The sequence below is a fragment of the Enterococcus sp. AZ095a genome (assembly GCF_050546735.1).
GTDB classification, from domain to species: domain Bacteria; phylum Bacillota; class Bacilli; order Lactobacillales; family Enterococcaceae; genus Enterococcus_D; species Enterococcus_D entomosocium.
In genome coordinates this window covers 3,356,688-3,381,339 of the sequence record NZ_CP172953.1, presented here as the reverse complement: position 1 = coordinate 3,381,339, position 24,652 = coordinate 3,356,688, and the positions used below count along the sequence as shown (strand labels likewise).

Annotated in this window: 23 protein-coding genes and 1 pseudogene; 14 read left to right on the top strand and 10 right to left on the bottom strand. The window is 36.8% G+C overall.

What is annotated here, in order from left to right; all coding sequences use genetic code 11:
* Positions 1–85 precede the first annotated feature (85 nt).
* Together IGJ26_RS15645 and IGJ26_RS15640 are read left to right on the top strand one after the other, a co-directional pair.
* Positions 86–517, top strand: a complete 432-nt coding sequence (locus IGJ26_RS15645; protein WP_016612169.1) for a MarR family winged helix-turn-helix transcriptional regulator — start codon at positions 86–88, stop codon at positions 515–517.
* On the top strand, positions 510–2,765 hold the full coding sequence (locus tag IGJ26_RS15640; protein WP_086372947.1) for an ATP-binding cassette domain-containing protein: 2,256 nt from the start codon (positions 510–512) through the stop codon (positions 2,763–2,765). The genes IGJ26_RS15645 and IGJ26_RS15640 overlap by 8 nt, the downstream gene beginning before the upstream one ends.
* Positions 2,766–3,168: 403 nt before the next feature.
* On the opposite strand, the gene IGJ26_RS15635 is transcribed toward IGJ26_RS15640, so the two are convergent.
* The 3 genes from IGJ26_RS15635 to IGJ26_RS15625 form a co-directional block, all read right to left on the bottom strand.
* Positions 3,169–3,594 (bottom strand): hypothetical protein, encoded by a 426-nt coding sequence (locus IGJ26_RS15635; RefSeq protein ID WP_086372436.1) that lies wholly within the window; start codon positions 3,592–3,594, stop codon positions 3,169–3,171.
* A 13-nt stretch (positions 3,595–3,607) separates the two neighbouring features.
* Positions 3,608–4,081 carry a hypothetical protein gene (locus tag IGJ26_RS15630; RefSeq protein ID WP_086298851.1) on the bottom strand — a complete coding sequence of 158 codons (474 nt, stop codon included), beginning with the start codon at positions 4,079–4,081 and terminating at the stop codon, positions 3,608–3,610.
* Between the two features lie 239 nt (positions 4,082–4,320).
* Positions 4,321–5,271, bottom strand: a complete 951-nt coding sequence (locus IGJ26_RS15625; protein WP_086332761.1) for a hypothetical protein — start codon at positions 5,269–5,271, stop codon at positions 4,321–4,323.
* A gap of 191 nt (positions 5,272–5,462) precedes the next feature.
* On the opposite strand from IGJ26_RS15625, the gene IGJ26_RS15620 reads away from it, so the two are divergent.
* The 4 genes from IGJ26_RS15620 (at position 5,463) to IGJ26_RS15605 (ending at position 7,483) form a co-directional block, all read left to right on the top strand.
* On the top strand, positions 5,463–5,915 hold the full coding sequence (locus IGJ26_RS15620; RefSeq protein ID WP_430599725.1) for a DUF5626 family protein: 453 nt from the start codon (positions 5,463–5,465) through the stop codon (positions 5,913–5,915).
* 19 nt (positions 5,916–5,934) lie between these two features.
* Positions 5,935–6,447 carry a helix-turn-helix domain-containing protein gene (locus IGJ26_RS15615; protein WP_430599724.1) on the top strand — a complete coding sequence of 171 codons (513 nt, stop codon included), beginning with the start codon at positions 5,935–5,937 and terminating at the stop codon, positions 6,445–6,447.
* Positions 6,448–6,470: 23 nt separating this feature from the next.
* Complete coding sequence (locus IGJ26_RS15610; RefSeq protein WP_086332758.1) at positions 6,471–6,665, top strand: hypothetical protein; 195 nt, start codon at positions 6,471–6,473, stop codon at positions 6,663–6,665.
* A 170-nt stretch (positions 6,666–6,835) separates the two neighbouring features.
* Entirely contained in the window at positions 6,836–7,483 is a 648-nt protein-coding gene (locus IGJ26_RS15605; protein WP_430599723.1) for a hypothetical protein, read from the top strand.
* A 1,192-nt stretch (positions 7,484–8,675) separates the two neighbouring features.
* Here IGJ26_RS15605 and IGJ26_RS15600 read toward each other — a convergent pair.
* Positions 8,676–9,971: an ISL3-like element ISEfa11 family transposase gene (locus IGJ26_RS15600; protein ID WP_086332755.1), complete on the bottom strand. Its 1,296-nt coding sequence runs from the start codon at positions 9,969–9,971 to the stop codon at positions 8,676–8,678.
* A 301-nt stretch (positions 9,972–10,272) separates the two neighbouring features.
* Between IGJ26_RS15600 and IGJ26_RS15595 the strand changes: the two genes are divergently transcribed.
* The 5 genes and pseudogenes from IGJ26_RS15595 to IGJ26_RS15575 all read left to right on the top strand — a co-directional run bounded on the left by IGJ26_RS15595 (position 10,273) and on the right by IGJ26_RS15575 (position 15,559).
* Entirely contained in the window at positions 10,273–10,725 is a 453-nt protein-coding gene (locus tag IGJ26_RS15595; protein WP_139960457.1) for a MarR family winged helix-turn-helix transcriptional regulator, read from the top strand.
* Positions 10,726–10,923: 198 nt separating this feature from the next.
* Positions 10,924–11,622 carry a B3/B4 domain-containing protein gene (locus tag IGJ26_RS15590; RefSeq protein ID WP_016620263.1) on the top strand — a complete coding sequence of 233 codons (699 nt, stop codon included), beginning with the start codon at positions 10,924–10,926 and terminating at the stop codon, positions 11,620–11,622.
* 256 nt (positions 11,623–11,878) lie between these two features.
* The gene (locus IGJ26_RS15585; protein ID WP_430599722.1) at positions 11,879–14,440 is read left to right on the top strand and encodes a cation-translocating P-type ATPase; all 2,562 of its coding nucleotides are present in this window, start codon (positions 11,879–11,881) and stop codon (positions 14,438–14,440) included.
* 309 nt (positions 14,441–14,749) lie between these two features.
* Positions 14,750–15,240: pseudogene (locus tag IGJ26_RS15580) on the top strand (helix-turn-helix domain-containing protein).
* Positions 15,241–15,352: 112 nt separating this feature from the next.
* Entirely contained in the window at positions 15,353–15,559 is a 207-nt protein-coding gene (locus tag IGJ26_RS15575; RefSeq protein WP_430599721.1) for a hypothetical protein, read from the top strand.
* A gap of 481 nt (positions 15,560–16,040) precedes the next feature.
* Here the strand turns inward: IGJ26_RS15575 and IGJ26_RS15570 are convergent, their stop codons facing one another.
* From IGJ26_RS15570 to IGJ26_RS15550, 5 genes are all read right to left on the bottom strand, one after another.
* Positions 16,041–17,093 carry a zinc-binding alcohol dehydrogenase family protein gene (locus IGJ26_RS15570; protein ID WP_008380297.1) on the bottom strand — a complete coding sequence of 351 codons (1,053 nt, stop codon included), beginning with the start codon at positions 17,091–17,093 and terminating at the stop codon, positions 16,041–16,043.
* Between the two features lie 75 nt (positions 17,094–17,168).
* The gene (locus tag IGJ26_RS15565) at positions 17,169–18,257 is read right to left on the bottom strand and encodes an L-dopachrome tautomerase-related protein (protein ID WP_005233176.1); all 1,089 of its coding nucleotides are present in this window, start codon (positions 18,255–18,257) and stop codon (positions 17,169–17,171) included.
* A 26-nt stretch (positions 18,258–18,283) separates the two neighbouring features.
* Entirely contained in the window at positions 18,284–18,814 is a 531-nt protein-coding gene (locus IGJ26_RS15560) for a YbhB/YbcL family Raf kinase inhibitor-like protein (protein ID WP_005233187.1), read from the bottom strand.
* A gap of 91 nt (positions 18,815–18,905) precedes the next feature.
* Positions 18,906–19,607 carry an endonuclease III domain-containing protein gene (locus tag IGJ26_RS15555; RefSeq protein ID WP_005233189.1) on the bottom strand — a complete coding sequence of 234 codons (702 nt, stop codon included), beginning with the start codon at positions 19,605–19,607 and terminating at the stop codon, positions 18,906–18,908.
* Positions 19,589–19,957 carry a winged helix-turn-helix transcriptional regulator gene (locus IGJ26_RS15550; RefSeq protein WP_008380292.1) on the bottom strand — a complete coding sequence of 123 codons (369 nt, stop codon included), beginning with the start codon at positions 19,955–19,957 and terminating at the stop codon, positions 19,589–19,591. Before IGJ26_RS15550 ends, IGJ26_RS15555 begins: the two co-directional genes overlap by 19 nt.
* Positions 19,958–20,197: 240 nt before the next feature.
* Here IGJ26_RS15550 and alsS point away from each other — a divergent pair, with 240 nt between their 5' ends.
* The 3 genes from alsS to IGJ26_RS15535 all read left to right on the top strand — a co-directional run bounded on the left by alsS (position 20,198) and on the right by IGJ26_RS15535 (position 23,360).
* Positions 20,198–21,874 carry an acetolactate synthase AlsS gene (gene alsS, locus IGJ26_RS15545; RefSeq protein WP_430599720.1) on the top strand — a complete coding sequence of 559 codons (1,677 nt, stop codon included), beginning with the start codon at positions 20,198–20,200 and terminating at the stop codon, positions 21,872–21,874.
* Between the two features lie 568 nt (positions 21,875–22,442).
* A complete protein-coding gene (locus IGJ26_RS15540) occupies positions 22,443–22,691 on the top strand; it encodes a hypothetical protein (RefSeq protein ID WP_008380289.1) in 249 nt (82 codons plus the stop codon).
* A gap of 54 nt (positions 22,692–22,745) precedes the next feature.
* On the top strand, positions 22,746–23,360 hold the full coding sequence (locus tag IGJ26_RS15535) for a CPBP family intramembrane glutamic endopeptidase (RefSeq protein ID WP_301389500.1): 615 nt from the start codon (positions 22,746–22,748) through the stop codon (positions 23,358–23,360).
* Between the two features lie 376 nt (positions 23,361–23,736).
* Here IGJ26_RS15535 and IGJ26_RS15530 read toward each other — a convergent pair whose 3' ends face one another.
* Positions 23,737–24,603, bottom strand: coding sequence for an aldo/keto reductase (locus IGJ26_RS15530; protein WP_008380285.1), 867 nt, complete (start codon positions 24,601–24,603; stop codon positions 23,737–23,739).
* Positions 24,604–24,652: the final 49 nt, after the last annotated feature.

Here is a 24,652-nt window from a genome sequence, read left to right as displayed (position 1 = left end):
CCAGATGGATAGACTACCTATTTGACATCTGATTTCCCAAATGATATAGTTTCCAAATAGAAATCAATTTGAGGGGAAGTTTTCAATGAATAATTTAGAAGAGGTATTAGTAAACTTACAATGTGAATTGGTGGCGGAAAGAACCAGACTAAATCCTAAAACAATTAGTTGGCTTCAATATGATATTTTAAATATTCTAAATTCTGAAACTGAGATGCGCCCGTCAAAAATGAGTGTTTTGCTAGGAATTAGTAGGACAAAACTTTCAAAGGCGTTAAAAGAGCTAAAATTAATGAATTATATTCAACAGAAACCCAATGATGCAGATGGTCGAGAACTACTCACTTTTTTGACAATAGAGGGAAGTCATTTATTAACAACTATTGATAATGGACATACGCACTTATCTGAAATCGCAAATGCAGTTTTTAATCGGAAGGAAAAAGAGCAGTTCGCTGAACTAGCAAAGAAATATTTAGAAGCGCTTAAAACGGAAAGGCTGAGGTATGATGAATGATCTCATTTCTATCGAAGGAGCTAAAACAAACAATTTAAAAAATCTTTCTTTGAAACTTTCTAAGTATCAAGTAACTGTCGTAACAGGTGTTTCAGGCTCGGGAAAATCTTCTTTGGTATTTGATACCTTAGCAGCTGAATCCCAACGATTACTAAACGAGACCTATTCGAGTTATATCCAACAGCTACTACCTCACTATTCTCAACCAATCGTTGATAAAATAGAAAATCTACCAGTGTCTATTGTGATTAATCAGAAGAAACTAGGAGGAAATGCACGTTCCACAGTTGGAACTGTAACAGATATATATTCAAGTTTAAGGCTGCTATTCTCGAGGGTTGCAACCCCTTTTATTGGATATTCTATGAATTATTCGTTTAATAATCCCAAGGGCATGTGTGAAGTTTGTAAGGGATTAGGTGAGGTCAAAGAGATTGATGTCGATAAGTTAATCGATTTTGACAAATCTTTATCAGAGGGAGCTATTCAATTTCCTACTTTTCAACCGGGAGGATGGCGCCTGTCTAGGTATACAGAATCTGGTAATTTCGATAACAATAAAAAAATTAAAGATTACCTAGCAGAAGAATTGGACCGTTTACTAAATGATCTCGGCAGCACTCCAAGTAATCCTACGAATAAATGGCCAAAAACTGCACGTTATGAAGGGATCATTCCCAGAATTACCAAAAATTTTATCGAAAAAGAAAGCACGCAATATAGTGCACCATTAAATCACATTCTGCAAGTGAAAGAATGTCCCAATTGTCAAGGCACTAGAGTAAGTAAACTCGTTCGCTCTGCAAAGATAAATGGAAAATCGATCGCAGACTGTGTGAGGATGCCTATTCCTGAACTAAACAAATTTATTAAAGAGATTCATTCTTCTGCTGTTCAGGTGATTTTGAAAGATTTAAGTAAGAAACTACAGAGTTTGGAGGAGGTTGGCCTAGGCTATTTGTTTCTTAACCGTCCAACAGCAACATTATCTGGTGGAGAATCTCAAAGAATAAAAATGGTTAAACATCTTAACAGTGCACTTAGTGATATTCTATACATTTTTGATGAGCCTAGTATTGGACTCCATCCAGAAGATATTCAAAAAATAGCAAAGATAATTAGGGGGTTAAAAGATAAAGGAAATACTGTTGTTCTTGTTGACCATGATCCGGATATTATACAAATTGCAGACCATATCATTGAGATCGGTCCAGGATCCGGGGATAGCGGTGGAAAAATCACCTTTGAAGGAACCTATGATGAACTACTGAAGTCGAACACCATCACTGGAAGAGCGTTGGCAGATCAGTTGAACGTTAATACACAAAGACAACAATTTTCTTCCTATTACGAATTAAATGAGGTTAGTTTGCACAATGTTGTAAACGCTTCTGTGGTGTTGCCAAAACAAGCATTAACGGTTGTAACCGGAGTCGCTGGTTCTGGGAAGAGCACACTCATTCGCTATCTTTTTAAAAAAAAATATCCTGAAGCAAGTATATTAGACCAGAGTCAGATAAATGGCAACATTCGCTCAAATGTTCTCACGTATCTAAATGTCTTTGATAAAATTCGGAGCATCTACGCGCAATGTTCTGGTAAAAGTGCCTCTCTTTTCAGCTATAACGGTAAAGGAGCATGTCCTCTGTGCAAAGGCAAAGGAGTGATAAAAATGGATTTGGCTTTTATGGGGGATGCAGAGCAAGTTTGTGAGAAATGCCGAGGAAAAAGATATAACGATGAAGCCTTATCTATTTTATGGCATGGTTTCACTATTTACGATATTTTACAATTATCAGTTCGAAAAGCAGTAGATTTGTTTGATGATCGCTTATTGATCAGAACGATGCAAATTCTCATGGATGTTCATCTAGAGTATATGAAGTTGGGGCAGTCGCTAGATACATTTTCTGGTGGAGAACTTCAGCGTTTAAAGATAGCAAAAATAATTGCTCAAGATACTTCTAACTGTCTAATATTAGATGAACCATCTACCGGCCTTCATGAGGCGGATATTGACAAGTTGTTATTATTGTTAAATAAACTTTTGCAAAAAGGAAATACATTGATTGTTCTAGAGCACAATCTCAAAATAATTAGTCAGGCTCAATGGCTTATCGAAATGGGACCTGGCGGGGGGAACTTTGGAGGTAAAGTATTGTTTCAAGGGTACCCAATAGACTTATTAACGTTAGAAGATTCATACACAGCAAAACATCTGAAAAGATATACAAAAAACAACAATTAAAAAAGGTGTTTATAAGAATTTCAGTTCATGATTTTTTTAACAGCTATGTGATGGGCAGAAATTTAATAGCTTTTGATCTTCTTAATTTTTCGACAAAGAGTGTTAAGAAAGTGACGAATTTCTGGACACTCTTTTTAGATACAATAATTTATATGTGTCACTCTATTTTTGTGTTCATAAACTCGTAACTAAATCATTGTTCAATGAAAATTTAGATTTATGAGTATTTGGACAAACCTTGGATGTGGTCAGATACTTAATAGTATTTGATACCTTGCTCATAGTGATGGTTATTTTTTATTGTAAGTAACTATACAGATATAGTTTGAAAATAGAATTTCTTATTTTCCATACTCACAAAAAATGCTTTTAATTCAGTGATTGAATTAAAAGCATTCTCATTTTACCAATTATATTTTGTTGTTAATGTTACAGTGTTGTAGCCTGATTTTTTAAACTGATGATACCCTAAAGATTTAGGGCTAGTGTGCAGTATACCAAACGTTGCTTGTGCGCTTCCATATTTGCTATTTTTTACTGTATTCTGATCGCTGTTTATGAGTTTTTTTCCAGATGTATAAGACTCACATTTCGACCAGATAGAATCTTGTGTTTGACTAGCAGTTGAAGTAGCCACAAAAACTAGATTAGATTTTGATAGATTTCCTTTTACTGAAATAGAAGAGCGTGTGAGTGCATTCGACATTGTTGCTTCGTTTGAGTCAACAACTTCAAGTAGATTTCCTTGTTCGCTTGCAAGGGCTGTCGTCGAGACATTGAATCCTAAGATGCTTAGCAAGAATGTAAAAAGTATAATTTTTCTTTTCATTATTGATTCTCCTTTACTGATTCGCTCTAACTTCATGAGTGACCGTTGAATAACCTGATTTCTTAAATGTTGAATTTGCATAGGTATAGTTTTTTGACACACTTACTGGGGCATGATTTGTTTTAACAGAATTATACGCTGTTTTTGTTTTAGTAGAAGACTTATCATTTTTCAGTACACCGTTTGAATTGTAGAGCCGTGATCGTACAAAGATACTGTCCATCATTTTAGCCGCTTCTCCAGTTGCAGAGGACGCTGCACTTATTGGAGCGAGTGTGTAATGGATTGTAGCAGTCGTAGTACATTTGATGGAAGACCGTGAAACCCCATCTGTCATGGAGCTAGAATCACTATTCGAGATGACTATTTCTTCTAAAATTGGATCTTCTTGAATATTTCCACCTTCTTCAGAGGCGTATGCAAAACCTGGTAGTGTTGTAAGTGGTAAGAGACCCAGTACCCCCATTTTATATAGTGCTTTTTTCATTGTGATGACCTTCTTTCTTTTTATTTTCAAAGTTACCCTTCAAGATGAAAACAATAAATAATACTGCTTTCACGAAAGAGAAACTGTGATTTACTGTATCCAGAGGAACCTCTTTTGCTAACAATAACTGGAAAATAAACGGAACAACTATTGGCGAGATTATGACGTATATACAATATACGAAATATGCGAAAATTAAGTTATTTACGAGATTTGCTGTTTTTTTCATATTTTTCCACCTACTTACTATTTTTTATGAGTACAGGATTTGAGAAATCAATTTCAGTAATAGAATATATCCCATCGTCCATTTGATATGGCGACAGAACATCAACTAATTGAAAAATACTGTTTTCTTTTTTTGTGACGGGAATTTTAATCGGAATCCTATACAATTTATTATCAGAGATTTCATACACGGTGTTTGGAGGCAGTTCATTTTTTTCTATGAGAGAGCCATTAATAAAGGGAAGAATTGAGTGTCTGCTGTTCTCATTACTAGTTTGTCCCAAAAGAAGCTCCACACTGTCATTAGATCTTTTTTCAAGTTCGAGGATCGCTTCATTTGAAGATTGAACATTTACCATTGAAATTCTGGCGTTGTAATCGTTCGTATCATTATCATTAAGAAATTTAATGGACTGAGGATAGGTACTGTTGTTAGTCAAATTGAATCTTAGTCCCATAACTGAGTATTCTAAACTTCTTTCTAAGGTCATCGAGTCGTTCGATTTCGGATATTTAAAAAGTAAAATCATTAGTTCGTTTCCCTCAGAAATATTGTCTATTGAAAGGTCTATATTTATTTTCTGTTTATTGGTCAATGAAAATATGTTTGCCGAAGTAACTTCTTCTCCATTAACTTCATAGGGAATTTCATGCAAGTCCTTTAATATGTTTAAGTAATAAAGGTATTGTCCCTCCATATCTTGGATAATTTCAAGATCCCCTGAAAATGAAGATGAGCCACTTTGGTTTATTTGTGTACCTACATCAACTATCTGACCATTACTATCACGTAATCCATAACTTATGGTGTTTTCGAAAACAATAGTTTGAGTTTCTTCGGACTTAGGATTAGTTAATAAGAGGCCGGGCAAAACTAAAAAAATAATTATGGATAATGCAACTGTTGAAAGTATGGCAAATAATAATGGTGTTTTTTTATTTTTAAATATTCTCTTTCTCATCATTCACACTCCTTTTCCATTTACATTTTCATAATGACACATATCTATTTACTTTAAAGGACTAATCTGTTTACATTTCAGGTTTACGAAGGGATGTAAACCTGAAGTTTACGTAGTGTAAATAGAACGATACTTATAAATACCATTATTACAATGTATACTAAGAGAAAAATTTAGAATAGGAGAACGAAATGAAAAAAATATTTACGTTATTTATATTAGGAGTAGGTATTCTTTTTTTTCCAGCAACGGGACTTGCGCACGAAAATGAGGAGTTAGTATTTGACCTTGATTCAACAACTATTAGAAGCGAGTCATCGTATATAGATGACTCGGGAGAAACTATTGAACTAATGATTGAAAATATTTCATCCGGTACTAGGGTAGGTAAAGGGACATACAAAGTCTCGAAAAAAAGCACGGGTAATTGGTTAGTATCGTACAATGTGACTGTCAACTCGAACAAACAATTTACAGCTGCAACTAATTTAAATATGACCACTTATCAAGGGAGTATTACTTCAAGTTCTATGAGTAGCAATTCATCAAGAGCTATCTGTAACTTCAAACACAAGATTGGAACAATGACTTCTAATGCGAGCGTGACGACGACTATTTCAAATGGTAAACTGGTTGTAAAATAATAAGTAGGTGTATTTAATGATGGAACTCGGGGAAAAACTTAAGTCACATCGGGAAAACAAAGGATTCTCACAAGTGTTTGTAGCTGAAAAGCTTAATGTTTCAAGACAATCTATTTCAAAATGGGAAAATGACCGAGGCTACCCTGACTACGACAACTTAATTCTACTGAGCCAACTTTATGAAGTTTCTATTGGAGAGCTACTCGATGAGAATGAAAAGTTGAAGAAAAAAATTGAACATAATAATGAAGATATTGCCAGCAAGAAACAGAAGCTCCAACTTTTACGAAATACGCTGGGAAAAGATGAAAGTCTGGTTTTAATTGGTATTTCAGCGCTAGCATCGTTCATATTTCCAGTGGGCATTATTGTGTGTATGTTCGTATTTGTCAGAAATAAGCGCTGTAATTCATACTATAAATTAATTTGGCTTATCAGCATTTTAGCACTGGCGTTAAATTTATATGCTGGATACGGACACTTAGCAAATTATATGGGGTGGGGATCAGTTTCGATCGAACAGATTGAATAACGTCAAAATCAGTAGGAGTAAGAATGAAAAAACGAAATTTACTTACTGTTTGTAATGAAAGAAGAAGCGTCAATCAGCAAAAATTAAACTATGCGGAAGAATTTCTGCTATTTAGGGGTAAAATTCAGGAAGAACTGTATTCTGATAAAATATTTCTGACACTGATTGATAAAGAAAAGGGATTAGTTCAAGAAAGAGATAAACTATTAAATGAGTAGTACCATTCTATGGTGAAGACAATTTTAATTCTGAAGGTGTAATAGTAACTACTAAAAGTAAACTTTTCGTTTACCTTTAGTAGTAAACCGATGATGTAAACTTCTCGTTTCTTTCATTTTTTTCATATTTCAAGGATACTTAGTGTATAAAAAATGAAAGAGGGATCAAAATGAAAGAATCTATCGTAACAACTATGTTAACAGCAATAGTTGCAACCACTGTATTTACAGCTTTTGGTGGTGCAGTAACTTATGCTAAAGCAGAAACAATGGAAGAAACTAATGAACTTATTCTTCCTGACGAAAATGCACCAATTTTTTCGGACGAAGGAGCAGAGTACTTAAACGTTCCTGAAATTAATCTTGATAATGATACAAACTTGTACTCGGAAGGCATACAAGTAAACACTAGAGTAGCTCAATATAGAATGTGGAGAATTGAATCGAAAACATCAGCTGGTACATCTTATGGCGCATGGAGAAATGGACCATCTGGAAAGGGAAAAGCAACATTGTCAGCCACTAACTCAAATACTTCTAGTAGATCTGTTTCGTCTTCGATTTCAGGTAGTTATCCAATTGGTGCCGATAAAATCGGAGCATCGTTGGGAATTACAATTGGGCAATCAAAGACTTACGGAGTATCTTATTCTATAAATATCCCCGCAGGTAAAAGACAACAAATAATTTTTAGACCAGTGTACAAATCTACAAAAGTAGTACAGCGTGAGTATATAAGTGGAGTCAAAACAAAGACAGCTAGAACCGCTACTGTAAAAACCTTTAGTCATTGGGATTACTCATTTAAAAACCTATAAGGAGAAAAAGATGGAGAAACAATACATTTATAGTTTATTTATCGGATTCATTTTATTATTTCAATTACAATTGATCAGTTACTGTAACTATCTTTTGGTTAAACAAGGTACAATCAATGGTGTTTTAGATCCTTATTTATTACTAAAAACGCCATTAGTCGTTATCCCCGTCTTGTTTATTTTATATTGTGCATACGGCATTTATAAAACGATTAAGAAATGATAAAAAATTAGTGCGCGTGTTAATTCTTCCCCAAATTAACATAATCTCGATATGGATTTCTAAATTAAGAAAAAACTATAAAAATGTGGTCACCATTAAAATCACTCAAAAATGATTGAGTGATTTTTTCAGTTTTCATTATATGGAGTGTTCAGAAAATGACGATTTCCTGAACACTCTTTTTAAATGCCATAATTGAAATTTATTGCTCTATTCTTGTGTACATAAACTCGTAACTAAATCATTGTTCAATTAAAAATTAGATTTATGATTATTAGGACAATTAATATAAAGGGACAGAAACATTAAAAATCAGTAATCAAATGGAATGAGATATGAGTGAAACAAGAGGACACTTTCTACAGTTTTAATAGTCAGACTACTCATTAGTATCAAAAGAAAAAACGTTGATTCTCTCTCATTTTCGCATCAAAATTCTTCAGTAATTGACCTGAAGGAAAAACACTTTATTCTTGTACAATTTGCTTAAAGCAGTTAGACTTATCCGGCCCTAAAATTTAGAAGCTTCGTTCTAACTCTCTGAGCCCGATCATTCGTAATCGGGTATTTTTGTTCTGCAAATATTATTAATAAATATAAAACTGATTTATAGGAAAGCCGAAGACATTTTAAAAGTTTATTATCTTTATAATAACAATTCGGAGCGTAAGGTAATGCCTCGCTAAAAAATAACTTATAATTCTTGAGAAGGAAAAACCAAAGAAATAAGCTAAACGAAAAAAAAAATTTAGACATATATTAATTTTTGTATAAATAAAACACTTAATAACGTGGATTATTAAGTGTTCTCATTTTTTGTTTAAAAAACTATTCTCCTAACAAATGAATAGATTACTTACGTGGAAGGAGGCCTAAAGGGAAAAAATGGCTATTTGTCAATAAGGACTGATGAGTTGTGCAAAATCAAATCTGGGTCAGAATGAACCTCATTCTGGCTCAGATTTTTTGTTATCTCACTTTGATTAATTGACTGATCAAAAAGATTCTAATTCTCATGTTCTCGAATGATTTAAATCTGTAGGATACTCGTTTCATTGTCTTTATGTGGGTATTCTTCGCTTCTATTTTTCCATTGGAATAAGGATAGATCATTGCGTTGGTGATGCCTTCTTCATAGGTCAGAAGGTTTTGAAGCTTCTCCCGAAAGCTGTCATCTAACGTTTCGGGAAGTTCTGTCAATAAGGAGAAAAATAAGTCAGGGTCTTTGTCTCGAAAGGCTTCAACTAATTCATGAAAAAAGGGATATGCCTCCTTCAGGGGCGTAGAAAACTCAAGCAATCGATCAATCATCATTGCTTCAGTAAGAAATGGGTATTTTGGTGCTCGGAAACTTTTCCATGTTTTGTATTCATAATGGTTGATGTTTGCACGATTTTTTAGCAAAAAGCGCCAGTTCTTTTTCAGTTTTTCTGCCTGGCTTTTCTGTCCGGCTTTACGAAGTTCATTCATTTCACGGATACGCAACTCATTGAACGCTTGATTCATGTGTTTGACAATATGAAACCGATCAATCACTACTTTCGCATTTGGCAGAACACGTTTGGTGAGCTGGAAGTAGGCGGCGTTCATGTCTGTCACCAAGAATTCTACTTCTTCTGGATTGGTACAACCTAAGAAATAGCTTGTTAATCGAGGTAATTTACGCGTAGGCAAAACATCTATTAATTTTCCTGTTTCGCCATCTGCGCAAATAAAGCTCATTTTATCTTCTATGGAAGCATGCGAACGAAATTCATCAACCATCAATACTCTGGGGAGAATCTTCTTAGATTGCTTTGGTAAATAGCTTTTAAACTCTTTCAATGTACGAATAACGGTGGTCAAAGATACCTGACAGCTTTTCGCAATAAAAGATAAAGATACTTTTTCAGTCAGTAAAGAAGCAATTTTATATCTAACATGATTTGCGATTGAATGTCTGGGTTGGACAAAATAACTTTGAGCAGTCCAATGGGTTCGGCAGTTTTTACAGGTATAGCGCTGCTTTTTTAGGCGCATAACCAAAGGCATATGATTGTATTGTTCAAAACGGACAATCGTTTCCTTCTTCCCATTTTTCACTATAATTGTTTTCCCGTTTCCATCTACCACAGTAGAACCACAACTTCTACAAGCACGAGGAGTAGGCGAGAGAACAGCATCGACGACCAACGTCTTTTTCTTCTGAAGGGTCTCGTAAGAGATCTCTGTAATCATCAAATCTTTCTCTGTTATTCTCAACATTTTTTTGATAGAATCATTCATATAGCATATCGTCCTCTCAGTTGTTTATTTTGTGGTGATTTAATCATACTAGAGAACGATATGTTTTTTAATACCTAAAATGAAAATGGGGCTGAAGAATCAATTCTGATTCATCAGTCCCATAAATTATAGAGCCAGAATTTTTTCTCTGTATTCTCCTGCTTTTTTTGAGAACAGAAACAACAAGCTTATTCCATGCACCCATTTTCTAAGAGTGAGTAAAAAAGTAAATCAAGCCCATTATTGTTGCATATGCAACAATAATGGGCTATTATAGTGCTAGATAGGGAGGGGATAGTTCGTGGAGGATATACTTCGTGAGATAGGTTCGATCAGTAGAATGTTGGAATCCATTGCTAATATTGAATTTAAAGAGGTTCAACTCAGTAAAGGACAATACATTTACTTAGTTCGTATATTTGAAAATGAAGGAATTATTCCTGAACGACTAGCCGAACGGATCAAAGTTGATCGCACGACTTTGTCCCGGGCGGTAAAAAAGTTAGAGGAAAATGGGTTTATTCTAAAAGAGTCAGACAAAGAAAATAAAAAAATCAAACACTTATACACAACCACCAAAGGAAAACAGGCGGTTCAATTAATCATAAGAGAAAATAACTATTCAAATAAAGTAGCGATTCAACAGTTATCTGCTTTAGAAAGAAAAAATCTTGCGGAAATGCTGAAAAAAATAAAATCTTCGGTAGAAGTTGATTGGGTCAACGTCAAGAATGGGATCAAAAGAGACTATTAAACGAATAACGCCGCTGGGGAGATTGGCTCTGATTGAATGTACATTCATGCTACCTAGGGTAGGAAGCACAGGTAGCTGATATTTTGTTAAAAAGGATATAGCTCGGCTGGCTGCTGAAAAAACAGAGATCCTGAAAAATAAAGGACATGAATTTGTTCAAATAAACTAAACAGGAGTGTAGAGAAAGTGAAGAAAATAATGATCGATCAAGAATTTTGGGCACTATTTCCAGAAGCACAAATCAACTGCCTTGTTGTAAAAAATATAAACAATGTTGCCGATGCTGCACACGAAACGTTTTTTACTGACTTGCTAAAAAGTAGTAAAGAACAAGCGAAGCGCTACTTAACGACCGACACCTTCAGTGAAAACCAAGTGATCCAAGAATGGCGAAGTGCTTTTCAGCAATTTAAAACGAAAAAAGGGGTACGCTCTTCCATCGAAGCACTGTTGAAACGGGTGAATCAAGACAGAGAATTTTCTCCCATCAATCCTTTAGTAGATATTTATAATAGTATTTCCTTGAAATATGGTGTCCCTTTAGGCGGAGAAGACCTCGATACAATCGTTGCCGACCTTCATTTAGGCGTTGCAAAAGGTGGCGAATCTTTCTTTCCCTTAGGTGCAGATACTGATTCCCCAGCCTTGGAAAAGGAAGTCATTTACTATGATGAGAAAGGTGCAATCTGTCGATGCTTAAATTGGCGGGAAGCCCAACGTACGATGCTAACAGAAGAGACCACCAATGCTGTTTTATTCATTGAATCGATCAATGAAACGCAACGGGCTCGGGCGAATGAAGCAATCAAAGAGTTAAGTCAGTTGGTTCAAGAGTATTTTAAAGTAGCAGGTAATGATTATGTGCTAAGTAAAGAAAGTCCTGAAATCATTTTGTAAGGGCGAGCTTCTTGTCTATAGGATAAGGATGTACACGTACTTTTTCTCGATTTTGCATACCATTCTCTCATTTTGATTGATCGGTCATCGTGAAAATCTTGACCCAAATATTCGGATGTGCAATAATTAGGTGGAATTTAAATAATGACATTAGATTTGTTCGCCGGAATAAATCTTATTGAAGTCAGAAAAACTAACCTTAGGCTTTTATGGTTAGTTTGTCTGACTTCTTTTTTGTTTTAGGAGGTATAGGCAGATGTTAAAAGAACAATTGAAAGAAAAAGGAAAGAGCCCTAACCAGTCGGGACTTTCCAGTAAAGAAGCAGAAATGAAGCTAGAAAAATATGGGTTTAATTCCATAGAAAGCAAAGACGAGAAGCATTTTTATGACTATTTGAAAGAGTCGATGAAGGATATTACCATCTTGATTTTAATCGTTGCAACGCTCTTATCTAGTTACGTTGCATTTCAAAACCACCCTGATGATTTTACGGAACCAATAGTCATCTTTTCAATTGTCATTCTTAATCTATATTTGTCGATTCGACAGCAAAAACATGCGGAAAAATCAATGAGTGAATTAAATAAGATAAGTGTTCCCGTAAGTAAAGTATTCAGAGATGGGGCGTTAAAAGAGATTGAAAGTTTGAACATTGTTCCTGGTGATATTGTTCAGTTGGCATTAGGGGACCGTATTCCAGCAGATGCTAAACTTTTAACTAGTAGTAATTTCTTTGTTGATGAATCGTTTCTAACTGGTGAAAGTGAACCAAGTGAAAAAGATCCCACCTATATTTCTTCTAAAGAAGATTCTTTAGGGGACAGAAAAGACTTGGTTTTTTCTGGCTCATTAGTAGTCACAGGAAAAGCAAACGTTCGAGTTGAAAAGACAGGAATGAATACGGAAATTGGTAAAATATCGAGCTTATTAAGCAAGGAAGAAACAACCATAGCACCTCTACAAATAAAAATGCAAAAACTTGGGAAAGTTCTAGGACTAATCGCTATTCTCTCTGGCTTTCTAGCGATTGCTATAGGAATCAGCAAAGGATTGTCTTTAGAGACCAGTATCATGACCGCAATATCAATGACTGTTGCTGCTATTCCAGAGGTTTTGCCAGTCGTAGTAACAATCTCTCTAGCTGTTGGGATGAGAAATATGGCACTGAAGAAAACCATCGTTAGGACTCCTTCAACAGTAGAAACCGTTGGAGGTGTTTCAATCATCTGCTCAGATAAAACTGGAACGATTACGGAAAATAAGATGATCGTGAAAGAAGTTATTATCATGAAGGATAGACTGACTTCCTGCTTAGAAATAACAGAAGAGAAGGATAAAAATCTCTTATTTCTCTTCTATCTTGCTAGTTCGATGGAAGAAAATACAACAGTAACTAGTAATCCAACAGAGTTGGCGATCAGAAAAAAACTGGCATCGCTCTTCACTAAAGAGGAACTAGGTAAAGTCGCTTCAACCTTTGAACAGATTCATGAAGTTCCTTTTGATTCAAAACGAAAAAGAATGACTGTCTTATATAAAGTAAACAACCAATATGTTTCTGTCACAAAAGGGGCTTTTGATCGCTTGGATCTCATTGATGCGAACAACCCCACCTACGTGAGCAAGCATGATGAGTTGGCCAATCAAGCCTATCGTGTTTTGGGCGTTGCTTATAAAAGATACGATGAAAGACCTACACGTCTTACTGAAGAAATTCTTGAAAGTCAGTTAGAATTTGCAGGATTTGTTGGGATTATCGACCCAGCTCGGCCCGAAAGCTATCCGGCTGTTTCTATTGCAAAACAAGCAGGGATTCAAACCGTAATGATCACAGGGGACCACTTACTGACAGCAAAAAAAATCGCAGAGGATGTAGGAATTCTCACCGATGGAAAGAAAGCAATGACCGGAGCGGATTTACATGAAATGAGCGATGAAAAACTAGCCCGTGTGATTGATGACTATCGAGTCTTTGCCCGTACTTCCCCAGAAGATAAAATTCGAATCGTAAAAGCATTCCAAAAAAATGATGAGATTGTCGCCATGACTGGCGATGGTGTCAATGATGCACCTGCATTAAAAGCAGCTGATGTAGGGATCGCAATGGGAGGAGGCACAGAAGTAGCAAAGGAAGCCTCTGATATGGTTTTAGTAGACGATAATTTTGCGACGATTGTGCAGGCGGTTGAAGAAGGACGACGGGTATACAGCAATATCAGAAAATCATTATACGCGATGCTTGGTTGCAATATTTCTGCACTGACGATCGTTTTAATTTCCTTGCTCGTTGGGTGGGGAGCACCTGTTACAGCGGTTCAATTGTTAATCATAAAAGTAGTTGCAGATGGAATCCCAGGAATGAGTCTTAGTATTGAACCAGTCGATAAAAAAGCAATGGAGGAAGCCCCTATCACTAAATACACGAGCATTTTTGCGCAAGGATTATTGGTAAAAATTGTAGAAATTTCAATTGTTTTTACAGGCGTCACATTAGGCGCGATTCTAATTGGACGTCTAGAATCGATAGAGGTTTCGCAGACAATGACATTTATTGTATTGGGATTATCAACTATTGTGCATATGTTTAATTGTAGAAGTAAAGAATCTATCCTGAAGCTGCGTTTTTTGAGCAATCCGTTGTTAGTAATGACAACCTTCATAGGTGCATTGATCATTATCTTGTTAGTAACGATTCCATTCACGCAAACCATTTTTGGCTTTGTCTCTCTTCGTGCAGTTGACTGGCTATGGGTAATCGGCTTATCCATTTTTCCTTTAGTGTATATTGAAGTGAAAAAATACTTTGGCTTGTTTTAATGTGAATGATAGGAAGAGAATCTTCTATTAACATATTTTCTTGAGAAATGAGGGAGGGCAAAAACTGGGAAGTTTTTGCGTCTCCTTTAATTATTTACAGATGCTTATGATTTCTGGTTTGATATTATTTAGAAGATATCAGAATGCACAACAACTATTGTTGTAAGGAAGGATTCGGTAGTATATTTCAGGTAAATCACCAGAAGTAGCTAAAAATCCCCTCTATTCTACTCTCTTTTTCAAGAATTCCTGTTAAATGGTAGGTTTTATGTCAAAATGAAAGGTAGAAATCGATGAGGAGTGGTTGAAATGAAGGAAACAATATTAGCAATGAAGCTGAAAGAATATAGAGAAAAAAACAAGCTAACGCAAAGTATGCTAGCAGAATTATTAGAAGTAAGTGACAAGACAATCTCAAAATGGGAGTTAGGCGCTACGTACCCTAGCAAAAAAATATGATCAAAATAGCCGAAGAATTGGATATCTCATTAGAAACATTACTTTTGGAAGAAACTAAGAAAGACAATGATGATTTAAAAGTAAGTATCAAGTATGGGGTGATTAGTTTTTGCTTGCTCTTTTTTGTCACGATGATTGTTACTTCGTTCAATCAAGACTTCAGCACGATTATGAATCTTTCTATTCAAGAAAAATTTGGTGTGCTTTTAAACACTGCTTTAAAATTATTGAGCATCTCGGTGCCGCCAGCGATCATCATTGGCTCCGTGTTTTATTTTTATATCTTCCCTAAAAATAAAAAAGAGAACGAACCATTTCCTCGGTTTCGACAGAAATGGTAGATTAGAGTATAGGAATCAAGTCATGGACAGAAAAACGCATTTTAGATAAAAAAGAATGCTCAGTCTGGCTAGTGTGCAAAGCGCATAAATTTTATAAGAAGGGGAGAACAGGATGGGATTCTTTGGTAAAAAGAAAGAAGTCAGAAATTTAACGAAGGAAGAAGAAGCAGAGATCAAAGAAGAAATGGCACGACAAATGCTTTCAAAAAACGAAAATGATATTGGCATGGTCAAGAAAATTAAAGTCCTGACAAACATGCGTACAGGACAAGCGAAAGACCTATTCCTGAAATTTAGGGATGAGTTAACCGAGACTTAATCGGATAGGGAATCAGATAGCGATTGCCCTTCAAGAAGGCGATATTTTGCTTATTATGTTTCTTTCAAAATTGAGATGAATAGAAAGGGAGAATAGATATGAAGAAAAAAAACTCTGAAAAATGGTATTTTTGGGTACTTGTTGTCATAATGGTTGTTGTCTTTTTCTATCTTACTAAGTAAAGAGAATGAATTTTCTTGAAAATAAACACTTACTAAGAATGACTATTTTTTAAGTTATGAATGGATGATGATTTTATGAAAAACGAATATGGATTTACCTTGATTTCAGTTTTAACTATGTTATCCATTAGATTATTATATTGATGAATGAAGCATCCAGAGACCCATTGTTTTCTGAATGCTTTTTTCATCTACAAATCATTCTTTGAGAATCCGGCTGTTGCGAAAAATCAGTGATAGTGTATTAGAATATATGATGAATTCTGTTGAAGGGTGCGTTCATTAAATGGCTCGGGCGATTAATTCCCTGTAGGGTTTCCATTAAAAGGACCACTTACAACGACTTTTCCCAACATATGGCCACTTTCGACATCTCTCGTTGCGCGCTTCAAATTTGCCGCGTTGATTCCATCCGAATAGACTTTGCTTAAGGTTGTTTTTAGTGTCCCTTCATTTGCTAAATCAGCAATCACTTTTAGCGCTTGTCCTTGTGTCTCGATTTGATAGTCGTGGTCTGTTTTAGCGAACATATACTCCCAATCAAAGCTAACAGAAAGGTTTTTCCATACACTTAAATCAAGGGGCTCGTGAAGGCCAACGATCGTGCCTACATGACCATAAGGTTTTACCAAATGGCTGATTTGATCAAAGTATTGGGTGATGTCAAACAAGACAGCGATATAGTCAACATTCGGAACGCCTAATTCTCGAAAGCTGTCCCTTAGGTCGTGATGGTAGTCTAAAGGGTGGTCAACCCCGGTTTTTTGAAGCCAGTCAAAATTTTTTGAACTAGCGGTAGCATACACTTCTAGACCTGCCCAATGAGCCAACTGATTCAGTATCGATCCGACGCCACCCGCACCATTGATGACGAGAATACTTTTCCCTTGATTGGCGTTTTCTTTAGGAATCAAGCCGAATTTTTCAAACAGCAATTCATAAGCGGTTAATGCAGTCAATGGGAATGCAGCAGCCTCTTCATCTGTTAAATTTTTAGGGGCTAGGGCAACGATCCGTTCATCGACTGCTTGATATTCTTGATTGCTTCCTGATCGAGTGGTGGTTCCTGCATAAAAGACCCGATCACCAACAGTAAATTTCATGACATCTTTTCCGACAGCGACCACTTCTCCGACCGCATCAAAACCTAAGATACGCAGGGCATTTCGCTTGCGAGTCGTTTGCCGTAATTTGGTGTCGACTGGATTGACCGAAACGGCTTTGATTTTTACTAATAAATCACGAGGGCCTGGAACAGGGATTCCTTCTTTTTGGTCAATAAAACTATGCGTAGATTCAATTGGCAGGCCTTCGAAAAAGCCTATTACATTCATCGTTTTCTGTTCTGACATCTTCATTCCTCCTTTTCTGGATAGAAAATCGCATTAGTTCTTTTACGTATTGCCCTCCCTTTGGATCAAGACCGGTTAGTTTGCTTTCGCAGGATTTTTTCCGATAAAAATGCGGAACAGACTGTAAGGCTTCTCTCTCAGGTCTTCTCCTTTGTGAAAACTAGCCTGCCGTTGCAGCTGGTTGGCGTTAAAATATAAGTATTGATCTGGTCCAATAGATAAAGTATCTGGCCATAAAATACGCGGATCGTGAGCCAAAGTCTCCATAGTACCATCCGTGTGAATCACACGAATGCTGTTGTTTTCATAGTCGCCAGCATAGATCGTTCCATCTTCTGCCGTAATCATGCCATCAGAGGCGCCTTTTTCGCCCCAATCTTTAACATGTGCTTCTAATGCGTGATCATCAATTTCTTTGTTGAAAATTTTATCGGTTTCAATTGAGTATAAATGTCGACTGGATAAAGGACTAAAAAACAAGGTTTTTCCGTCGGGAGAAATCGCTAGGCCGTCAGCTGCCACTTGCCAATGCGAAGTTGTTCCATCAGCCGAGCGATTTAACAAAATCTCGCCTTCAACTTTAGGAATAAAGGCTGGATCAACCGCGGTGGAGGGCGTGCCATCTAAAATACGGAATGCATCGCCAGTACCTAAATCGAGTACGATCAACGCACCAGGACCGGTAATAGAAGAATCGGTTATATAGGCTACCCCTTCAGAACCGCGGCGTAAATCAATTCGAACATCATTCAAATACGTAGAGTCTAGGACGACATCCGGTGAAAAAGTATAGACTTTGCGAATTTGATTAGTACTTAAATCCACAGCAACCAGTTTTGCCCCACCCTTAACAGGAACGGTGAATTTGGGTGCAGCGGTATCCAATACCCACAAAGTACCAGCACCATCAGCAACGATACTTTGTACACTTAGAAATCCGTTTTCCGGTTTTTGAGGATCAAATGTATTCGCTTCTTGGCTAGGATAAGGAATTAATTTGCCGTCTACTCGTTCAACGACTGTCGCGGTTACTTGGTCTCCCCATTCAGGAAAATTAATAAAGATTCTCCCGGTTTCCGATAAGCTAACACCGGTAGGCATCGCATCATAAAATTCATGGACTTGTTCTAGTTTGCCAAAATAGTTTTCTTTTGCAGCATTCATTACGTATCTTCCTCTCTGAGCTTTCCCTATTTCACTTCGACTTCAAAGTTCACAACACCACGAGCTAGGACATGTCCAAAGGTATTAAAAATGAAAAAAGCTGGGGTAGAATCCTCAGGAATTTCAACTTTCTCAATAGCCAATGCCCAAACCGTTAAGAAGTAGTGATGAACACCATGACCTTTGGGCGGCGCAGCACCAATATATTTTTTCATGCGGGCATCATTTGGTAATTGAACGGCTCCCGGTGGCAGCTTTGCGTTATCGCTACTGCCGGCTCCTTGTGATAATTCCTCTACAGAAGCGGGGATATTCATGACTGCCCAATGCCAAAATCCTGATCCAGTTGGTGCATCAGGGTCGTATAAGGTAACCGCATAGCTTTTCGTATTGCTTGGTGCACCGGTCCAGTGAAGCTCTGGTGAAATATCTTGTCCATCCTCAATCCCAAAATCACCAGACATAAATTTTTTATCCATAAGTTTCCCGTCAACAATGTCCTTACTGGTCACGTGAAACGCTGGCACGTCTTGTAATCCTAAAAATGGATCGTTCATACTATCTCCTCCTTGAAACGTGTTTTTGTAACAAGGATAGCGTAATCCTCGGTCAATGAAATGTAAATTAGGGAATTTTTTTATACCACAATTAGAGGTGAACGAGTGTAAACTGACTTAAGAAGCCTGCTTGCCAGTCTTTATCCGATTTCAAATGGACTTGACCGTAATCAACTAGCCAACCATGAAAGTTTTGAGCTTGTTCATTGGTAAATGTATCTGGTAATTCGATCATATTTTGAAGGGTGAGGTAAGTAAGCGGCTCATTTAGGCCTAAGCGACTAAAAATTCGTTGTGCGTATTTATCAGCGATAAACACGACCTTATTAAACACAAAAACCATTAGTACATCTGCCGTTTCATAGCCAACACCATAGATAGCTAGCAACTCTTTTCGTAACTCAGCCTGTTCTTTTTTCTGTAGAATACCGATATCATAGTTGTAGCGCTGAAACCAAGAAAAGATTTCTTTTATCGCGCGGGATTTATTTTTGTAGAAACCACTGGGCCGAATCAGATCCTGAAGAAGGAACTGATCAATTTCTGCCAATCTTTTCGGAGAAAATCCAATCTCTCTTCTGATGTTTGCTAAGGAATAGGCCACATTTTTCCAATTGGTATTTTGAACCAAAATTGATCCGACAACGATTTCCCATGGATTTTCTGTATCCCACCACGTTGAATGTTCCATTGATGTGCTTAATGCTTCATATAATTCTTCAATATTTTCAATCTTTTTCACGTTAAAAACCTCATTTTTACTAGCAGTCGCGATCAATTGCAAGTTAAACATTCTTCTTCAAGTAATCCCGCGTTTTTGTGATTAAAATCTTCGCCCCAGCGATACAATAATTCAATGATCTCTTTTAAAGAGTAGCCATAATCGGTCATTCCATACACAACCTGTAATGGTTTTTCCTGAACGACCTTACGATAGATCAATCCATCCTTTTCTAAATCTTTCAACTGCAAAGAGACCATTCTTCTAGTGATGCCAGGAATCAGCTTTTGTAGTTCGTTATAGCGAAGTGACCCATCAAACATCAAATGATATAAGATAACGCTTTTCCAACGACCTGAAATCATTTGTAAAGTCGATTCGACCGCGCAGCCATGTTCGCAATTGTATATTTTTCTTGTCATCTTCCGTTGTCTCCTTTTCCGTATGTCTGAGAGTATCATAAGGATTTACTTACTATTTGTAAAACAATTCATCTCCTAATCGTAAGAAGGCAATAAGAAATAGACGTATAAAAAAATTCCCTAATGTACAACTCTTTCTTTTGAATCTATAGTACACGAGTAAGCAAATTTATTACCTTTACAGTTATCTCAAGTAATCCTAATAAACAACTTGCAAAAAACATTTAGGAGAGATTTATTATGAATAAGAACGGTGCAGACTTGATTGTAGATACATTGATTAAAAATGGTGTGGAATATGTCTTTCAATTGCCAGGCGGCAAGTTGGGTCCGTTATTAATGGCTTTGAAAAAACGTGAAGAGATTAAAGTTGTTACGGTAAGACATGAACAAAATGCTGGTTTCATGGCACAAGGAATTGGGCGCATGACTGGTAAACCTGGTGTAGTGATGACTACGTCAGGACCGGGGGCTTTGAATTTGGTCACGCCCTTAGCTACGGCGACTTCTGATGGTGACCCGGTATTGGCTATTGCCGGACAAGTTCCACAAGCGAAGTTAGTAACACCGTATCCTCAAAATCCTAATATTTCTGGCGTAATGAATGATTCAACGATTACTAAATATGCCAAGGAAATTCAGCATACCGATGCCCTTGCGGATGAAGTAGCGAATGCGTATGTCTCAAGTATCAATGGCAATCCCGGGGCCGTTTTTATGGATATTCCAGGTAATATTCTGTTAGCTGAGACCACTAAATCTGGTTTGGCTTTTTCGACCTTAGTGAATCAATTGGACAATACGATTAGTGACGAAGCTGCCATTCTTAGTGCAGTTGAGAAAATCAAAGCGGCAAAACGCCCAGTTATTATCGTTGGTGCTCGGGCAGCCGATGATAATGCGGCGGCTGCCATTCAAGGGTTCGTTAAAAAATCGGGAATTCCGGTCGTGGAGACGTTCGAAGCTACAGGTCTATTGACGCATGAGTTTTCCCAAAACTATGTGGGTCGAGTGGGGCTGTTTAATAACCTGCCTGGGGATGAACTGGTTTTTAACAGTGATTTAGTGATTACATTGGGATTAAATTTGGTTGAATACTGGGCTTCTGTTTGGAATACCGATAACAAGCGCATTATTGATATTGATACTGTAGTGGATCATTTAGATGAAACTTATCTCCCTGACACCATCCTCTTAGGCAATATCGCAAAAAATCTAAAAAATATTACCAATAGCATAACGGAACAAGCCATTACGGATGAGTGGAAAATGGTGGTTCATGACTTGCAAGAAAAATTGACAGCGAAGAAAAAAGTACCCAGCCAAACACCTGAGGATGCACTACATCCATTGGAAATTGTTGACTCTTTGCAAAAAATAATCGAGGCTCATCCAAATACGACCGTTGTTATGGATGGAGGAAGTCATGAAGTGTGGCTGGGTTCGTACCTAAATGTGTATCGGCCAAAACATTTCTTAATGTCTGATGGGGAACAAACCTTAGGCGTCGGTCTTCCTTGGGCGATTTCAGCAGCACTGTTACGTCCAGAGAAAAAGATTTTGTCTTCAGGTGGGGATGGCAGCTTTATGTTTTCCTCACAAGAATTAGCTACAGTAGCCCATTACAATTTGAATATTGTGCAAGTAATCTGGGTGGATAAAGAATACAACATGGTTGAATTCCAACAAGAACTAGACTATAACGGACAAAAAGAAGGGGTCGATATCGATTATATTGGGTATAAAGAAATGGCTGAAAGCTACGGTATTAAAGCAGTTCGTGTACGTTCCAAAGAAGCTTTAGATGCTGCGCTGAAGGAAGCGTACGCTACGAGTGAACCAAGAGTGATTGAAATGATCGAAGACAATCATGAGAATATTCATTTACGAGATAAAGAACCGTTTAAAAAGTACTGAGTCTTTCTACTATGGGCCACAAAACATGTGTTAGAAAAGAATGGCAATGCACCTTTACTACGTTAAAGAAAAGAAAGTTCTTTTTACAATAAAAACAGTGCCTGACTAAAAATATGAAGTGGAATTTTTAGAGAATCCAGGACAGAAGTCTTTAATAAAATGCCGTTGGTAAGGACGATGATTCGTTTGCTGCTAGCGGTATTTTTGTTAGCATCTCCTCTGATTTTTTCGGAGAAAAGGTCTGCCAATTCGGCACTGTCTTAAAAAAGCACATCGATACTCTAAATACGGTGGATAGCGGTGATTTGGATACGTGTTTCTAGTCTTCATAGAGGCAGATTTCAAGTAAGTCGAATGAAGGAAATTAAGCACTTCCTATGTTGTTTGATGGAAGAATTATTAGTGAGGAGACTCCTTTTTCCAGCTAAGGAATGACTTCTATAGGATGGTTTCCTTGTTAATTGTTGTAAGTATAATGTGTAAAAATATTTTAAGTTTCTTTTTTTAATGATTGATATGTATAATAAGATGGTAAAGCAATAAAGTGTATGCTGAAAAGAGGTCTCTTATGAAAAAATTTGCACTCGGCGTTTTTTGTTTCAGTCTTTTTATCACGGTCGTTGGCTTTTTTTTACAAACGATTTTGATTCCTATTCAAGATTTTGACACAATAAGCCAAGAAGAGCTTAAGAATATCCAACTTGATCTTGCTATTAATTATCCATTAGGAACTGGTATGCTCTATGTCGGACTTCCTTTGTTAGTATGCTCGAGTGGTTATTTGGTTTATTGTTATTTTAGAGATAGGAAGAACTGAAAGAAGAGTAAAACTATCTGGAGTATAAAGCTTTCGTTCATTAGGAGGGATAAGTTGAAAAGAGGGTTATTTTTATTGTTTTATGTCCTATGGAAGGGGCTAGCAATACGTGGCATTCCTTCTTCTTATGCAAGATATTTGATGAGTTATAATCATTTCGGAGTAAAACTATTGTTCGTTTTACTTGGTATCCTTCTTTTCCGTAACTATTTAGTAGAGAGTTATAAAAAGATAAATAAAATTGCGCTAATAAAAATCGGTCTCATCGTACCTACTAGTATTATCCTCACTATCGGTTTAATTAATATTCTTTTATTTCGTGATCTCAATGCGTTGATTTTTGTTTATCTCTCCGATCAAAGAACCCTTCCATTTGTATTCGATGTACTTTTGCTAGCACCTGTTTTCGAGGAAATGCTTTATCGCTATACACTGATTTATGTTGGAGAAAAACGATGGTTGAGAATCATCACTGCTGTCGGAAGCCTCTTGCTTTTTACTGAAAGTCATATCGTAAATGTGAACGGGAATCTTTTTGCTCTTTTTCCCTACTTTGTCATAGGGTTTTATTTGACGATCACCTATTTACGTAGGGGAAATATTTGGGAATCCATTTTTGCACATAGCTTCTATAATTTCGTTGTGATGGCAGCAGCTATCTTGATCTAAAGATTTCTTCTTAATGTTTCCTCTTAATAGTAGAAGAATTGGGGGCAATTTATCTATTATGTACGTATAGAATCTCTAAAACATATTTGGTGAAAGTACATTTGAGAGGTCAGAGAAGCGTCTTAGGCATGTTGTTTTGTACAGTTCTTATCTACGAATGTCTGTCCTTCGTCATTTTTTAGATCATCATTTAGGTTCCACTGCTAAATATGAAAAGCAACTCCTTGTTCAAAGATGACTCACTGGCCCTATTTCCAAGAACATTGTCATACTGACAAAGAAAAGTGACGACATACAATTCAGTAAGAACTAATACAAGTCCGCTTCCTTTTGCAATGTGAGCGGACTTGTATTGGTTTTCTTCAATAAAAACCTATTAACTTTCAGTATCTAACATCCGCTCCATAAACCATTCCACTTGTTGGGGGGCATCGTGGTCAAAGAATGCGGACTCTTTTTTATCTAAAGCGGCTATTTTTTCAATGTCTTCTTGGGAAAGCTCAAAGTCAAAAATAGCAATGTTTTCAGCCATCCGTTCTGGACGAACTGTTTTTGCTAAAGCGACAATCCCTCTTTGCATCAACCAGCGAAGAACAACTTGACCAACCGTTTTGCCATATTGCTTGCCAATTTCTGCTAATGTCGGATTGGTAAATAGGTCATGGCGTCCTTCTGCAAAGGGAGCCCAAGCTTCAACTTGGACGTCATATTTTTCATGCCATTCCTGATCTTCCGCTCGTTGATTCCAAGGGTTCACTTCGATTTGATTGATTTGAGGTTTCGCCTCATTCAAGCCGACAAACTCGATCATCTTAGCTGATTTGAAATTTGAAACGCCAATTGCACGTAATTTTCCTGTTTTTTGAGCAGCAACCATTGAGCGCCAAGCACCATAAATATCTCCATATGGTTGGTGAATAAGGTAGAGATCAAGATAAGTTAATCCCATTGTTTCAAGCGAATGTTCAATCGTTTCTTTCGCTTTATCTTCGGAAGCTTGGAGAATAAATAATTTAGAGGTAACAAAAAGTTCTTCTCGAGTGACTAGACCTTCAGTGATGGCGCGCTTGATTCCCTCGCCTGTTTCTGTTTCATTTCCATAAATAGAAGCAGTGTCGATCAGTCGATACCCAGCTTTGATTGCTTGGTAAACAGCTTCTGCTGTTTCTTCCAAAGGAATTTGATAAACGCCAAATCCTAGTTGCGGCATGGTGACACCATTATTGAGTGTGATTGTTTGCATAATGTTTCCTCCTCTAATTTTCATTGCATGTTCTATCCTAAACCTTGGA